Source organism: Nostoc commune NIES-4072, assembly GCF_003113895.1.
In the GTDB taxonomy this organism is placed as follows: Bacteria; Cyanobacteriota; Cyanobacteriia; order Cyanobacteriales; family Nostocaceae; genus Nostoc; species Nostoc commune.
The window spans coordinates 1-14,661 of sequence record NZ_BDUD01000011.1; the positions used below are offsets into that span (position 1 = coordinate 1).

At 42.1% G+C, this 14,661-nt stretch carries 18 protein-coding genes and 1 pseudogene; 8 read left to right on the forward strand and 11 right to left on the reverse strand.

Annotation, left to right across the window (positions count from 1 at the left end; genetic code table 11):
• The 4 genes and pseudogenes from CDC33_RS41055 to CDC33_RS37470 all read left to right on the forward strand — a co-directional run.
• Positions 1-142: pseudogene (locus CDC33_RS41055) on the forward strand (glycosyltransferase family 1 protein); the annotation flags it as partial.
• 274 nt (positions 143-416) lie between these two features.
• Positions 417-716 carry a hypothetical protein gene (locus tag CDC33_RS37460; RefSeq protein ID WP_109013591.1) on the forward strand — a complete coding sequence of 100 codons (300 nt, stop codon included), beginning with the start codon at positions 417-419 and terminating at the stop codon, positions 714-716.
• A gap of 342 nt (positions 717-1,058) precedes the next feature.
• Positions 1,059-1,661, forward strand: coding sequence for a tyrosine-type recombinase/integrase (locus CDC33_RS37465; RefSeq protein WP_109013592.1), 603 nt, complete (start codon positions 1,059-1,061; stop codon positions 1,659-1,661).
• Between the two features lie 254 nt (positions 1,662-1,915).
• Entirely contained in the window at positions 1,916-2,197 is a 282-nt protein-coding gene (locus CDC33_RS37470; RefSeq protein WP_109013593.1) for an aldo-keto reductase family protein, read from the forward strand.
• Here the strand turns inward: CDC33_RS37470 and CDC33_RS37475 are convergent.
• From CDC33_RS37475 to parA, 4 genes are all read right to left on the reverse strand, one after another.
• A complete protein-coding gene (locus tag CDC33_RS37475) occupies positions 2,159-3,415 on the reverse strand; it encodes a pentapeptide repeat-containing protein (RefSeq protein ID WP_109013594.1) in 1,257 nt (418 codons plus the stop codon). The two genes, CDC33_RS37470 and CDC33_RS37475, sit on opposite strands and share 39 nt — an antisense overlap.
• A 224-nt stretch (positions 3,416-3,639) precedes the next feature.
• A complete protein-coding gene (locus tag CDC33_RS37480) occupies positions 3,640-4,656 on the reverse strand; it encodes a PDDEXK nuclease domain-containing protein (RefSeq protein WP_109013595.1) in 1,017 nt (338 codons plus the stop codon).
• A gap of 102 nt (positions 4,657-4,758) precedes the next feature.
• Positions 4,759-5,034 (reverse strand): type II TA system antitoxin, ParD family, encoded by a 276-nt coding sequence (locus tag CDC33_RS37485; RefSeq protein ID WP_109013596.1) that lies wholly within the window; start codon positions 5,032-5,034, stop codon positions 4,759-4,761.
• Positions 5,021-5,671: a ParA family partition ATPase gene (gene parA / locus CDC33_RS37490; RefSeq protein ID WP_109013597.1), complete on the reverse strand. Its 651-nt coding sequence runs from the start codon at positions 5,669-5,671 to the stop codon at positions 5,021-5,023. Before parA ends, CDC33_RS37485 begins: the two co-directional genes overlap by 14 nt.
• 1,034 nt (positions 5,672-6,705) lie before the next feature.
• Between parA and CDC33_RS41520 the strand changes: the two genes are divergently transcribed.
• Positions 6,706-6,837 carry a hypothetical protein gene (locus tag CDC33_RS41520; protein ID WP_280524488.1) on the forward strand — a complete coding sequence of 44 codons (132 nt, stop codon included), beginning with the start codon at positions 6,706-6,708 and terminating at the stop codon, positions 6,835-6,837.
• A gap of 309 nt (positions 6,838-7,146) precedes the next feature.
• On the opposite strand, the gene CDC33_RS37495 is transcribed toward CDC33_RS41520, so the two are convergent.
• The 5 genes from CDC33_RS37495 to CDC33_RS37510 all read right to left on the reverse strand — a co-directional run bounded on the left by CDC33_RS37495 (position 7,147) and on the right by CDC33_RS37510 (position 11,306).
• The gene (locus CDC33_RS37495; protein ID WP_146195952.1) at positions 7,147-7,815 is read right to left on the reverse strand and encodes a hypothetical protein; all 669 of its coding nucleotides are present in this window, start codon (positions 7,813-7,815) and stop codon (positions 7,147-7,149) included.
• Positions 7,816-8,053: 238 nt separating this feature from the next.
• The gene (locus CDC33_RS41060) at positions 8,054-8,920 is read right to left on the reverse strand and encodes a hypothetical protein (RefSeq protein WP_244919597.1); all 867 of its coding nucleotides are present in this window, start codon (positions 8,918-8,920) and stop codon (positions 8,054-8,056) included.
• On the reverse strand, positions 8,890-10,323 hold the full coding sequence (locus tag CDC33_RS41065; protein ID WP_244919598.1) for a relaxase/mobilization nuclease domain-containing protein: 1,434 nt from the start codon (positions 10,321-10,323) through the stop codon (positions 8,890-8,892). The genes CDC33_RS41060 and CDC33_RS41065 overlap by 31 nt, the downstream gene beginning before the upstream one ends.
• Before the next feature lie 124 nt (positions 10,324-10,447).
• Positions 10,448-10,837, reverse strand: coding sequence for a cytidine deaminase (locus CDC33_RS37505; RefSeq protein WP_109013599.1), 390 nt, complete (start codon positions 10,835-10,837; stop codon positions 10,448-10,450).
• Between the two features lie 7 nt (positions 10,838-10,844).
• Entirely contained in the window at positions 10,845-11,306 is a 462-nt protein-coding gene (locus tag CDC33_RS37510; protein WP_109013600.1) for a plasmid mobilization protein, read from the reverse strand.
• A 229-nt stretch (positions 11,307-11,535) separates the two neighbouring features.
• Between CDC33_RS37510 and CDC33_RS38125 the strand changes: the two genes are divergently transcribed.
• The 3 genes from CDC33_RS38125 (at position 11,536) to CDC33_RS37520 (ending at position 12,329) form a co-directional block, all read left to right on the forward strand.
• Positions 11,536-11,721, forward strand: coding sequence for a hypothetical protein (locus CDC33_RS38125; RefSeq protein WP_146195953.1), 186 nt, complete (start codon positions 11,536-11,538; stop codon positions 11,719-11,721).
• A gap of 136 nt (positions 11,722-11,857) precedes the next feature.
• Positions 11,858-12,124 carry a hypothetical protein gene (locus CDC33_RS37515; RefSeq protein WP_244919599.1) on the forward strand — a complete coding sequence of 89 codons (267 nt, stop codon included), beginning with the start codon at positions 11,858-11,860 and terminating at the stop codon, positions 12,122-12,124.
• Between the two features lie 19 nt (positions 12,125-12,143).
• Positions 12,144-12,329, forward strand: a complete 186-nt coding sequence (locus tag CDC33_RS37520) for a hypothetical protein (protein WP_219930155.1) — start codon at positions 12,144-12,146, stop codon at positions 12,327-12,329.
• 65 nt (positions 12,330-12,394) lie between these two features.
• Here the strand turns inward: CDC33_RS37520 and CDC33_RS37525 are convergent, their stop codons facing one another.
• Positions 12,395-12,601: a hypothetical protein gene (locus tag CDC33_RS37525; RefSeq protein WP_109013468.1), complete on the reverse strand. Its 207-nt coding sequence runs from the start codon at positions 12,599-12,601 to the stop codon at positions 12,395-12,397.
• A 94-nt stretch (positions 12,602-12,695) separates the two neighbouring features.
• Entirely contained in the window at positions 12,696-14,597 is a 1,902-nt protein-coding gene (locus CDC33_RS37530; protein WP_109013467.1) for a hypothetical protein, read from the reverse strand.
• Positions 14,598-14,661 lie beyond the last annotated feature (64 nt).

The following is a 14,661-nucleotide window of genomic DNA, read 5'->3' on the forward strand; positions in this document are numbered from 1 at the left end:
TATATGCATCAAGTGGGTGAAGCACTAGTGCAGCTAGGATGGCAAGTTGATATTGTTTACCCGCAAGGTGAGTCTGAAGCAAGGCTTGATTGTTCAACATAGCGACAATTGTCGAACTATTCGTTTAAAAGCTGGCCCTATGAGTTAAAAGGCTTTGACCAAAAAACCATATTGATGCGATGGGTGCATAGTTTACCGCCGCAAGCATCACTTTTTTTGAACTCAATATTATGAAGGCAATCATAACACTATGATTGCCAACTTTTTACTGCAATGCCAGCACAGCCAGGTAAAGCTAATAGACTCTAGAGAAATGAATTCACTTGGACGTTTCTCAGGCTCCCAAGATGCCTTCTTAACTCTGGACGTTTTTAAGCTCCCAAGTTGGCTTGCTACTACAAAACAAGGAAACCGAAATGAGCAACAAAACCAACCCTGACCAAACTAACTCTAACTCCAATGATAAACAAAAGGCTGAACTGCCCAAGGTTAGCCTCGCTACGAGAGCTAAAAGTATTTTTGGGAAAACTCCCAAAGTAATCTCATCTCTAGTTGTTATGGGTAGCCTTTTTGTTGGTGCAGTAGTGTCCGAGCGCCTTCTTTCTGTGGTTGAATCATCTGACTGCGGAATATCAGTAAATTTCAAGTCCTCTCCTTCATCTCCTTTGGATTTTAAACTTAACAAAGAGGCTTGCAGCAAACCACCTGAAAGATAGAAATTAAATAGGAAACAAGTTTCCGAAAGAAAGGCGATTAGAGGGCATCGCCTTTCCTATTCCTCGCAATAAATATTAGTTCCTGCCACCAGTTAAGCGACAGTTTTGTAAGGTCGTTAATTTGTGCGTTCACGTTTGACCGTGACTGAATAAACGGGAGCATCCCTGTTTAGCACGGTGATGCCTAATTCATCTCGACTCAAAAAAGCGGACGTATTTAGCAATTGATAACAATTTGCAATAACTCTTGAGTGGCGCGTCATCTGACGAAAGAATCGGCATCGTAGCGTAGTAGACTGTCCATAATAGGGCGCGTACACCGGACACTACCTGCGAGAATAAATGAGGCCGCCACCCCCAACTCGTCTACCTAACAAGCACTACAGGTCTAGAGAATACCTTACACCAAGTGAGGTGCGATCTCTACTCGATGCCGCGCTCGATCGCAAAGCTCGTTATGCTCACCGTGATTATACACTGATGCTGATGATGTTTCGCCACGGTCTGAGGGTGGGGGAAGCTGTAGGGGCTAAGTGCGGTTTAAGATGGGATGCATTGATGTGGAAGGAACGTCAGATTTTCATCACTAGGGAAAAGGGCAGTGACTCTGGGGTGCATCCCCTGAGAGATGATGAACTGGAATTGCTCAAAGAACTCAGAGAGATGCTACCTGATAGCAAATACATTTTCGTTTCCGAGCGTGGTGAGGTGATGTCTACTGATGCGGTGCGGAAGTTAATCGGGCGGCTGGCGGCACAGGCGGGACTTGATATCAAAGTTCACTGTCACATGATGCGCCATGCTTGCGGTTACTATCTGGTGAATCAGGGTTATAACACTAGAGAAATTCAGGACTTCCTGGGACACCGCGATATTAAGCACACTGAAAAATATACCAAGCTGAACGCTCGACGCTTCCTGAATTTTGATTGGGGGGATTTGTGATTTCTCTATAACTTAAAATTTTTAAGTTGCCAAGTTACTTATCAGAATTTCACTCATGAGAATCAAAGTTCTGACAGGTAATTACTTTTAAACGATATCTCATCCACGGTTGTAAATAAGTTTATTAGCAAAATTATGTGATATTTCTCTAGCCACACCACTAATGTAACTGTTAATACTGTACTTAATCGGGTATTGTAATTTTGACAAATTTTTTACACGATTATCTATAAATCTTACATTCCTAATTTTATATGCCTAAAGATATTCTAGGAGAACTACGAAAAATTTTTCTTGAAGCTATTGCATCTCACAAATTTATAGAAATGAAATATGGTCGAAACCAAACTGATGAAATTAACAAATTGAAGCAAAAATATGTGAAACTAAAAAAATGTTTTGAAGCCAGTGAAACGTCTGGAGAGAATCTGTCTTATGAGCAGTTAAATTCTTCAACACAAAATTTAGAAAAACGATTGGATAATATGGAACAAGAATTATGCACCACCGCTTTTCTTTTCAATGGCTTGGACTGATAAATCTTCTTCACCATATTCAGCCTGTAGTTCTTGAAAGGAGAGGAGAAATGCTTTCCAGTCAATGCCATCAGTAAAAATTAAGTCAACTGTTTCTAAAGCTTTCTGAAATAGCTTGCTAAACTCCCCAGGTGCAAACTCTCCACTATGTGGACGGCGCTCTTGTTTGTCACTTTTCAAATAAACATACTGGCAATCAATGTCATTCAGCTTTGTAGCAGAATTAATATTCCAATCTTCTAAACAAGCACCTGTAAAATTCGCTGCGGTGAAATTTGTTCTTAATGCTTGAGTTCTAATTAAGCCAGCCCCATTTAGGCTAGTTCCTCTAAGGTCGCTATAACTAAGGTCAGCCCCTGTAAGGTCAGCCCCACTGAGGTCAAGACCACTGAGGTTTGCATACTTGATGTTAGCATTCACGAGAAAAACATTATTAAGATTAGCCTCGCTGAGGTTTGTCCTACTAAATTCTAAACCATATTTGTTAGCTTCTTCGACACCAATATCGTTGAGATTAGCCCCACTAATATTAACATTATTTAGGATAGCTGCACTTAGATTTGCTCTGCTGAGATTAGCATTACCAAGGTTGGCATCCACGAGAAAAGCTCCACTCAGGTCAGCCCCGGTGAGGTCAATTCCGATGAGGTTAGCCCCGGTGAGGTCTGCATTGCTTAGGTTAGCCCCGGTGAGTTTAGACCCAGTGAGTTTAGATCCAGTGAGGTCAAGTCCGATGAGGTTAGCCCCGGTGAGGTCTGCATTGCTGAAGTCGGCCCTGCTGAGGTTGGCCCTACTGAGGTTGGCCCTGCTGAGGTTTGCATCGCTAAGGTTAGCCTTGGTGAGGTTAGCCTTTGTGAGGTCTACATCGCTAAGGTTAGCCCCTCTGAAGTTAACTCTGCTGAGGTCTGCATCGCTAAGGTCTGCATCGCTAAGGTTAGCCCATCTGAGGTCTGCATCGCTAAGGTCTACATCGCTAAGGTTAGCCTTGGTGAGGTTAGCCTTGGTGAGGTCTACATCGCTAAGGTTAACCCCTCTAAGGTTAGCCTTGGTGAGGTTAGCCTTGGTGAGTTTAGCTTTGGTGAGTTTAGCCCCGCTAAGGTTAGCCCCGCTAAGGTTAGCCTCAATGAGGTCAGGAATTATATTTAGATTATTAGCTCTCCACTCATTCCAAGCTTGCACATCTTTATTCAGCCGAGCATAATGCTCCTCATTAACCATTACAGTTTCTCCTTATGTCCTACCTTCATAACCTCCAATGGGGCATAACTATGGAGATGTTATTTTCGATTAACCTCATTAAATCTAAGCAACAGGTTTGGTCTTTTGGTCTGGACTATAGCAGTTGTTTTGGGCGGCGGCAAGTTTGGAGATGCTGTCCCCAGTTCGGGGAGATGTCGGGATTTGATAGTTTGACGACATCTGTTGAGAGGAGGCAGGGAACATCACCCATCATTTACCTCCAAAAGCCGCCTTAACTCCTGCTTTAAAACCTCCGGATCTGGCAAATAAAGTTGATATCTCGACACAAAAAGCTGATTAGAAATACCACCCGTCGCATACTCAACCAAAATCTCATCCTTATCTCGCGCCAACACAATCCCTATCGGCTCGTTGTCATCCTCCATATTCTCCTCAGCCCGAAAATAATTTAGATACATATTCATCTGTCCAATATCCTGATGACTCACCGCTTGCGTCTTCAGATCGATTAAGACAAAACACTTGAGAATGCGATGATAAAACACCAAATCCACAAAAAAATGCGTGTTGTTTAACGTAATTCGGTATTGCTGCCCAATAAATGCAAACCCCTTGCCCAACTCAAGTAAAAATTTCTCCAACTCAGCAATTAAACGATTTTCTAACTCACTCTCACGATAATAGCGGTCTGGTAAATCCAAAAACTCGAACACATAAGGATCTTTGACCACATCCCGCGCCGACTCGATCCGTTGCCCATCCTTAGCCAGTGCCAAAATCTCCGCCCGATCCTTACTCAATGCCACCCGCTCAAACAAAGCCGAATCCTTCTGGCGTTTCAACTCCCGCACACTCCAGCGATCTTGGATGCACTGCTGCTCATAAAATGACCGCGCCAAATCATCGGAAATAGCTAAAAGCTCTGTATAGTGCGACCAACTCAATTTGCCAGACAGTGTTTGGCAATTCTCATAGTTCAAATAAAACAGACGCATATACTGCAAATTAGAACGGCTAAATCCCTTACCATACGCCGCTTTCAAATCTCGTGAAAGCACCTGTAACAACTTACTGCCATATTCTGCCCGTTCCTTGCCCGCTTGCTCAAACTCGACAATATAACGCCCAATCTGCCAGTAAGTTTCCACTAAAACTGAATTAACCTGCTCAAAAGCCCGTTGTTGCCCCAACGCCAAACACTCACCAATGCGATCTAACAACTGCTGATATGAACCATCATTAACCGTTAAATCACTCATAACTCAAACCCCAAAGAGAGCCAACTGCGTCTGAAATCTCCAAACAGTTGTAATAATGTAATTATGTAAATAAATACAAGTGTAAGAATGTAATTTATTACATTAGCTTTTTAGCTCCTCCTCAACTAGAGCAATCATATATTCCTTAATGGTGATGCCTTTTTTGGTAGCGCGGATTTTAATCTCCTGGTGCTGTGCTTCAGTGACTTCAAAAGTAACGCGCTTGCTTTTGCCATTGTTAGCTTCTTCTATCCCTGTAGTGCTAGGTGTTTCAGCACCATTACGACTTTCCACCCACGCTGCTGCTTCATCTTTTACAGGCGTTTTCTGAACACCTGGCCTCAAGCTTAGTTTTTGTGATTTTTTAACTTCTGCCATGATTCTTTTCCTCCTTCGCCGCTAATATCTCCTCAACAACAGCTCGTACTTCATCACTGGCAGCACTTTTCGGGGCAGCTTCCAAAACAGTACTCCCAATGTTCAAACACTCAGCAAATGCTACCCTTTGACTTATCTGTGCTTTTAACACTGGAAAGGGGTATTCTCCTAAAACTTCAGTTACTTCTCGCCCAAGAGCAGTGTTCACTATCTTTCTGTTGATTAAAAATGCTGCTGTTAGGTCTGGCTTATATATAGTGGCCTCTTGTACCAGTTCTACTACCTCATGCACCGCCCACACATCCAAAGGAGATGGTTGTACAGGAACCAGCACAAAATCCACTGCCATGATTGCTGATCTGGTTAAGTCAGAAACTCTTGGCGCACCATCAATGAAAACAAAATCATACCCCTGCGCTAGTTTGGGCAATTCTTTATGCAAGATAGGACGATCCAAACCAATAACGCTAAATGGAGCCTCACCATTACGTGCTGCTGCCCAGTCACGGGTCGAGCCTTGAGGGTCAGTATCAACAAGTAATACTCGATACCCTCTCATCGAAAAAGCATGAGCCAAATGGATAGATACTGTGGTCTTGCCACTGCCCCCCTTCTGGTTCAAAACTGCAATTTTCATAAATGTGTTTTTGTAAAAATGTAATTCATTAGGTGATGACAAATTCCAGAAAGTAACAATACCAAGCTTAATCCCTAAATTACAAATTTACAAATGCACAAAAGAGTATTAATACAAATGTAATTAATTACAAAAATACATTTGTAGCTATAAATTGACCACTTTTACACGGTCTTTGTATCTCAGTAATGTAAAGCTAAATTAATTACAAGCTTATCTAATGTCTGTTGTGATCTCAAGGCAGGCTTGTTTGTACAGAGTACAGTACAGACTTTGCGCTAATAAACCTATTGCATATAAAAAACCCTGGAGAAATGCCAACTCTATCGAGATTGCAATTTATTCAGGGTTGTAAAGTGTATATTTATGGCACGTAAAAACGTAAACTTAGTATTCCCAAAAATTTTGGGATTTGAACGTTATATAAATTTGAACTTCAGGGGGTCTGCCGAAATCAACCACAGAGTATATGCTCTACTCTGTACCATCTAAACGCAAATTACACGATTGTCGGCTCAACGCCAGATCAATATATATAGGCAGTAATTACACGTAATGGCTCTTACGTGCAATGCTGCATGAATCATGAGCCAAAACGATAAGCCAACTATAAAATTTACGAACTTTAGAAGGATGTTATGTGCAAAAATTCTATATAATAAGCTTACTTAAGGTAGTTATATGGAAAAATTCCCTATAATACCCGAATATGAATGTTATATAGAAAAATTCTGTATAATCACCCGATTTGAGGTATTTATATAGAAAGTTTCCCCATAATAAATAGTTAGGCTGAAAAAGCACGTTCTTTGTTGGAAGAAATGCGGAAGGTTTCGTTCTAATTAGCCTATTTGGAATATTATGCGGAAAAGTTCTCAGTCTAATTCGCTATATTGGCGATTAGGCAGAATTTTTCAGTCTAAATAATTGTTAGCTGGCTCGGCATCGAGTCCTTCCAGGTTATCTGTCATTCCGAAAACGTCTGGGAAGTTGTCTATTGTCCTCAAAGGTTATGCCATTTATGGGGGTACTTTATGTCTAATGCTTCCGACAATCAATCTCCGCCCCAGAAGTCTCAACTAGGAACCCCTGAAAAAGCGTTCAATTGGAAAGTCTCTGCTTTAATAGGGGTAAAAGTAGCCAAGACAGATTTTGCCGCCACGTAAAGCTTGAAAGGCTTGCCATGAAGGAGTTACAGAAATAAAATCGCTGTTTTATCAAAAAACGGAGAAAAAGCTTGTTTTGGCTGTACCAGTAAAAGGGCGGCCACCCACAAAAGCCAAACCTATGTCACTAAAGGTACTGCCAAAAGTAATCTCAAAGTCACAGTTGAATGTTCCCTTCCCAAGCAACCCGAACAGGAAACTTAGTAAGCTTAAAGGACTCTGTGAATCGCGTGGGGGAAATGAATGAAGCCAGAAGAGATTGAGCCAGCTATTACACCTTTGGGCTAAAACGTGTAATGCAGTCGCGGACTAATTGCCAACCCTGATCGTCCAGCAGTCATCTTGCAAATCCGGCGGCAGTTCTGCTGGAAACTCATCAGTGGCATCTATCATGACGCTAAAGTGTTGATTTGCGTTTTTTCCTAACCTCTTGATTTCACGTAGCCATTTTGCAAGGTTCTTACCCATAAAATCAGGATTAGAGGTATCGAGAATCAGCAGACGGACTCCGCTAGTAGCCATCCGTCGCAAACGTTTCTCAATTTGCTTAGATGTAATTGATGAAGGTTTAATACGGTAGGGGTCAGCAACATTGAAACTCATGACAGCTACACTGTATCGACCTTCTTTTATTGCATCGCCATTATCAATACTGCCCATGAAAATGAAAATTTCATGGTGAGGGGGGCAGGATTCGTGATCGACAACGTTCAAAACGTTAGCGGCCATTTCGCTGTTTAGATATTGATGAGTTGTCTCTTCATCCAGCCACAAAGTTCCAAGCCCATCTTTTTCTGGGTAAATGAATTCATCAATGTCTGGGCGAAACTCTCCAACATTAACTAAGGCATACCCTTTGCCAAACTCGCGTTTCATGAAGTGTATCTGCTTAAACGCCTTCGCCACAAAACTTGTATCAAAAAGTACTTGTGAGCAGAAGTCATTTAAAGCTTGCTGCAAAATTGAAATGGAATCCACAATAAAAAGTGCTGTACTTTTAGTTGATGATACTAACTCATTTTAGTATGTCCAATTTTACACGTATCTGGCGGCGTTGTTTCACCCAACAGTAACCTAAGCAACTCTTAACTTCTAGGCGGACTGACTCGGAATGTCTGCCTCTGCCTGCAATAGGCGGGTTGGCTCCAGATAGGATTTGTGGCAGTGGCAGATACCGCTCTCGATTGAGCTTGGTAGGTTTGAAGTGCGTCATCACCTAAAGGGAAAATCCTTTATTTTGTCTGAGTTCTTGTTGCTGTTCTTCTATTATTTGTTGCAATACGTGGTCTGCTTTTTGCCAAACCTGAATATCTTCTCTTTCTACTGACCCAATATAAATCGGTGAATACTCAAGCTTACCTGACTGGTTTCGGTTGACTGCCACTCGAAAAATCTCACCTCGTTCATCATGGGTAAATACCAATTCTCTACCCTGCTTCTCCAGAGTGGCACGTTTGAATCTAAGGCTATTTGAGCCACTTTCTCTTAGTTGCCAATTGATGAGTTCAACAGCAATAGGCACAGCCATAGCTAAGAATTCCTCTTCTTTACGCTGCTTTTCATCGAGTGACTGTTCTGGTTCTGACTTTTGAGTTGCCAGTTGGTTGCTAGCGATAAGTACCAATTCTCTAGCTTCATCTTGTGTCCATCGGGCTGGACTAGCAAAGATAATTTCTTCAACATCTTGGATTGGCTTATCATCTAATAGCGCCCGTATAGCAATTTCTTTATCTCGGTCAGTCACTAATAAGTTTTGCAAGTCGGCGCTGTAATGCTTATATAACTCGGCTGAAAGATTATCTTTTAGCTTTGGTTCATCTGTGGTTATAGTTGGAGTTTTATTAAGAGCAATTGCGTCTACTGTTTTTTGCGATCTATGGAGTTGCTCCAAATAAACAATCGCTGCTTCCAGGTCGTCGAAGATGGTTCTTCCGGCTGATAGCTGCTGATATTGAGAAAGTTGTTGCGTTAATTCTAATACTGTTTCAGTTAATGCTGAAGAGATAGTCGATTGCTCAATATAATCAGCAATTGATGAAATGGCTCTTTTCTCTAGATATGATTGCAACTCAGTCGCAAGCACTGCATCCAGGTCTTTAAATGTAGCTTTAGCTGTAACACAAGTCCCTCTTTGTATTGAGAAAGTTGTTGCGTTAATTCTAATACTGTTTCAGTTAATGCTGAAGAGACAGTCGATTGCTCAATATAATCAAAGATTGATAAGATAGCTCTTTTCTCTACATGGGATTGTAACTCTTGAGTAATCGCCGATTCGAGGTCATCGAATGCAGTTCTGACTGCTTCGCTCTGCTGCCTGACTTGAGAGAGTTGTTCTGTTAATTGTGGCAACGTTTCACTTAAAGTTGACTCAACTACTGACTGTGAAATCAAGTCAGAAATTGTATTTATGAGTTCTGAACTTGCTCGTTGTTTCGCATCTGATTTAGCTGGGGCTAGCTGGTGTTTAGTTTCGGCTATAGCTTGAGCTTTTTTAGGTAATATGGTTGATATTACTTGTTGATTAAGCTGGCTATTATCTACAGATTCTAAGAATTTATTCAAACGTTTAATTTCGCTATCGTCCCGTAAGGGGTCGTAGTTTATCCCCAATTCTGTCTGGAGCTTTGTAAAGGAACACTTATATTTATTGAGATTACCTCCCTGTTTCCAGAGCAAACGGGGGCTACCATCTTCATTAACTGAGCCAATATCAATACCAAATTTAATACCCCTTACCCCACCATGACCGTAATAACTAACGATGGCTTTGACTTGATGCTCTCTCCACAACTGCTCAATTAGCTCTTGTATTGTGGGTTTATTTACTGCCACTTGCTCAATCGCTCGGCGCATTATTTCTTCGCCGGGAAGTCCATCGCGCTCGACTCGTTCAAGTTGGTTACGAGTCATAGCCTTTTGCTTACTCTCCCAACTACTTTGGACTGGGGTTAGCTGAAATTCTCGCTCTAGTAGTCGGGCTGAGTGTTCCGAATGGGCGAAATTGTTCCAGGTACGAATAGATTTACCATCTAGGTTATTGACTCTAGATGCAACGATGTGGGTGTGGTCGTGTTCTTTGTCTGAGTGCCGCGCTATAAAGAAGTCATAAGCTGGTAATTCAGTTTCTATAAAATCATCAACTAGCTGTTTTAGTTTGCTGTCGTCTATCCTTTTATCAGGTTGTTTAACTTGGGACTCATCACCTTGAAGCCGCGATAGTACAATGACCGATGCCAAGTGACGTTGGGACAGATTAGCTAATTCGTCATCATTTAGCGTTCTATCATTTTTCGGTACACTAAGCATTAGGTGATAGCATGGGTCTTTTAGCTGCGGGTTAAGATGGGCTGATAAGGTAAACTGCTCCACCAGTTGATTGGTGCTTTTACCATACATATTCCCGCCAATAATTTTGGCTTTCTCTTTCTCAAGCACATATTTAGTAGTGCCACGAAATGATTTGTTAGCTTTGACTTTAGTAATCATCTCTCCGCCTCTAACACCTAGATATTACTTTGGTTCAATGTAAGAGTATCCTGTGTATAATCGACGAAAGCTTTACTCTTAACCTCTAATAGAGAGACACGGATATGCTCTGATAGGGTTGATTCTATCTGTGATATTTATTGGGAAGTAAGTCATTAATAGTAATAAGCATGGAACCAGCTTCGCCTGGAACTATTACTTTGGCATCTGGTGCATAATCCGCTATTAACTCTCGACACATACCGCAGGGCGATACAACCTGACCATCTCTATTAACTGCTACAATCATTTCAATTTCTGTGTCTCCAGCAGTAGCAGCCATACCAATAGCAATTGCTTCGGCACACACAGCAATTCTTCCCACAGTCGCCTCTATATGTACAGCAGAAAAGACTTGACCAGAGCGGGTGAGTATGGCTGCTCCAATTTCGTGGTAATTAGGCTTGAATCGAGTTGTAATAAGCTGGCTGGCTACGTTGATTAGCTCAGTTTTTTTGTCATCGTTTTCTGGCATAAATCAGCTACTCTCTAGTTACCTGCTTATCGAGCTTACCATTATCATCACTCGATATAGGTTGGGTAATTTGTTGGCGAGTTTGTTCTAAGAGTTCCATCAATTCTTCAAGAGTTTTCAGATATGATTTCACCTCCACCGTCAACGGTTGACTACCAATTTTCACGGCTTCGTTAATAGCCCTAGTCTGCTGATTCAGGTTGTTACCAATCTTCTTTAGCTCGTAGATAGCCTGTCGGTTCACTTCGGGTATGACTAATTTAGGATGTGGTAGAGGGTAGTCAAATAATCTCGCTCTTATATAGTCACTTTGCACCACTCCACTGCAACGCTGCTCTAATCTAGCTTTCTCGGCATAGCTAGCTCTAAACGTGATGGTTACTTCTCGCTTTTCATCTGATGCTACTGACCGATTGGTTAATGTGTCAGCTAGTTGATTACTGAGGTTGATACGGGGGTCTGGCTGCATAACTAGTTAAGCGTTTAGCTCTTTAAATATTTATTTTTTACCGGGTTATTCGCTGTAGCTGCTACGGCGCTTTGCGCCGAGCAGGTAGGCGAATAACCCGGAACCTCTTGTTGACTCATTTACCCCTTTAATAGACCTATAAAAGGGGGTTTGGGGGATACCCCCAACAAGCAACCACGCCGCTTTTACCGAAGGTAAAAGTAGCCCGGAGGGCGTTACGGCGTATTGCTTGCCTAACCCCCCACGACAGGACTGGGATAACGAGAGCCAAGGGGCACAACGGGAGACTGGGGGAGTAAGAGACTTTGGCGAACCACGATTGACTCTGTGCAATTTCCTCGGTGTAACCGAGGGCAGGGTCTGTTTAACAATGCTGCCAACAGCCTTTGATGTCAAAGTGTTGATTCATGGGTAACTGCTTTTTTAAACTAGTCTACCTCACGAGGATATAAACCCATATTGATTGATATTCGTCACATCACGACAAGAAACTTAAACTTTTTCTGGTCACGTTTTTTTTACAATGGAATAATTTATTACTAGTGCTGGATATGCCGCGCAAACCGAAAGCTGTTCCTTTATCAAAAATAGAAGATATTCAAACCAGTCTTAAACACTTTGCGGCGACTCCTAAAACTATCAGCCTGTCAGATTTAGTCCTCAGTTTGGCTAAACCTATTCAGGATATGTTAGACGCTGGCTACTCTTATGAAGATGTTTCTGATGTGTTTAAAGGTCATGGGGTAGAACTGGCGGCCAGTGGTCTGAAGAGTTTTCATAAAAAAGCTTCAACATCAACTGACTCCTATTCGCGCTGAACCCCTAACTAAATATGGAATGATGGGGTTAATTACGACAATATTTGCTTTGTCAATGTTCTTTTCAATCAATCAATTAATTCCGGTAAAAATCTCGGATGATTTCAATACCTATCTACGAGCTATCTGGCAGCGCACTGGTTATAGTAATGTCAAGCTACAACGGGTAGAAAAGCGTTTGGGGACTGACCGAAATCAAAGATGAAGGGCAATATATAGTGATTGGGGCAAACATGGTTAACGTAATGTTTGCCCCAATCATACAAAGAATTAGAGATAAGAATGCACAAGCTTACCTTGAGTTGACCACTTCTCATCTAGAAGACGACAAGCGACATAAACAACTTTTTGAGGGTTGCGCTTATGTCTGACAATCATATTCCAAGAACGGACAGTATAATCACCTTGATAACCTAAGACAAGGGCAAGCTCGTCGTAAGTTAACTGCCATTTTTTCTTAAACTCAATTGGGTGCATAAATTTAAATCCATTGCTAAGATTTTCGGCTTTTGATGTCTTGATGTCTTGGAACTAAGTGCTTTCTTAACGGCTTTTTGAGATTGCAGTAATATTAAAAAGCGGTAAAGCCTAACTTCTCGCTACCCTTCAATTGCTTGGATTCTATAAGTTGTGCAATCGCACCCCTTAAATACCGAACACTAGGTTTCTCTTCGCCCCACTTTCGGCTATTTCTAATCGCGGCAAAGCTGACTGGTGTTGCAACGGCTGAAGTAACGATGTTTAAAATTTGCGACAAGTCAGCCTCAGAAATGCTGACGAATTCTAGCTCTGCAATTTCAACGTCTTGGGTAGGCTTTGAAAAAATGGATTCTAGCTGATTAACTGCGTCATCTGGTGCAATTTTCTCGCCTCTGGGCATAACTGCTGGCTGGTGATGCTGCACCAGTTCCGGGAAGAATTTGAGTAATGTTCTAGCTGGATCTGGTTGACCATTTCCTGGGTGTAACTCTATCTTTAGCCAGTCTGGAATCATGCCGAGATTGCCACCGTTAACAGGTTCAGCAAAGTTATTAGGGTTGGCTTTGAAATATTCGCCACTGGCAACATTAATCTTTCGCAATCCACCAGCGCTTACAGACTGAGCTACACACCCAATAAAGTTAACCGATTGCTTAAAGGTGTCTGCTAGTCCTGCCGTAGCTTTACCTACCACGCTTGTCAGGTTAGAGCCATGCAATACGATAATTAATGTACCGCCACACTTGGCGAAGCGAGAAAGTAAATATTGAATAGCCCAAGTGCGATCGCTCTCATCAAGTAGGGACAGCAACCGCATCGCCTCATCAATGACTAACAGTAAGTTTTTATGGGAGTAAGGTTCACTTGCATCTAAGCCTTTAAGAAATTTAAGCAAGTCACGGGCGACTAGTTTATCTGCACCGTCCGCATCTTTTTCGGGGTATTTAAGAGCAGAAATCAGATTGCAACTAAAGGGGTAAACGTCCACCCCGGCTGTAAAGTATTGGGTGTTTAATCCCGAATCTAAAGCTAGAGATAATGTTGCCAAGATTGCTGCTAAGGTTCCCTTACCACCTCGCTGAGTGCCAGCGATCGCAATGACTTGGGAACTCATCATATCTTCTACTTGAAAACCATTTTTCGTTAAAGCCGCGATGAGTGCGTTTGCTCTGTTCGCTAGAGGGAGATTAATTATAGTCTGTGGTGCAAGCCCATTAGCTGATGGCTGTAACTCTGTAGGTCTAGAAAGAGAAGCAGCTTGATGGTTGTGCTGAATATCTACCTGTGGCGATTGAAACTGTTTGATATCTACGGTCGGTGGTAACTGGGTTTGAGCTTGTGCAATAGCACTTATCTCTGACAGATTCACCCGACTGTCAATCGTCACATCCTGTAAATGGAGAGCCATACTTTGATAAGTGGGTAGCTGACGACCCTTGAGCTTGCCAAACCAGCCAAACATCCAGCGATAAGCATAAAAACGTTTTCCTGGCTCAACTTGCGTTAAATACTGCCCAATATTTTCAAATTCAGCATGAAGAAAGGCGTACTCTTCTGCTGATTGTCGCTCTAGAAATTTAACAGTATTAGCAAGATGATCTGCTTGATAATTGCTCCGATTATCATAGTCACCAGCACGGGCAACCGCGTCTATAAAGTTGCCACGTACAAAGGGAAAAGGTGCAATTTCTTTAGTGCGGTTGGAGTGTTCGACAACAAACCATAGCCATGCAGCACCGCCAATTAAACCACCAACCAGTGCCATTGGATTGACAGCATAACAAACCGCTCCTATCCCAGAAGCCAGTAAGCCAAGTACACGGGTCATGTCTGCTTCGTTCTCAGATGCCCGTGCCATTTCAAATAATTGATCCTTGCGCTCTTGCAACCATTCAGAAACATTTCCTGCCTCCAAATGGGATAAGGCGGGATAAGAATCGCGTAAGTGTTCCGTTTCCTTAGTTGTAATTTTTGGGATATTATTGCAATGCATAAAACAAATGCCCTGTTGAATTAAGAAGCCGCTCAATGTAAAGAGTTTTTGAGCGGCACGAGCT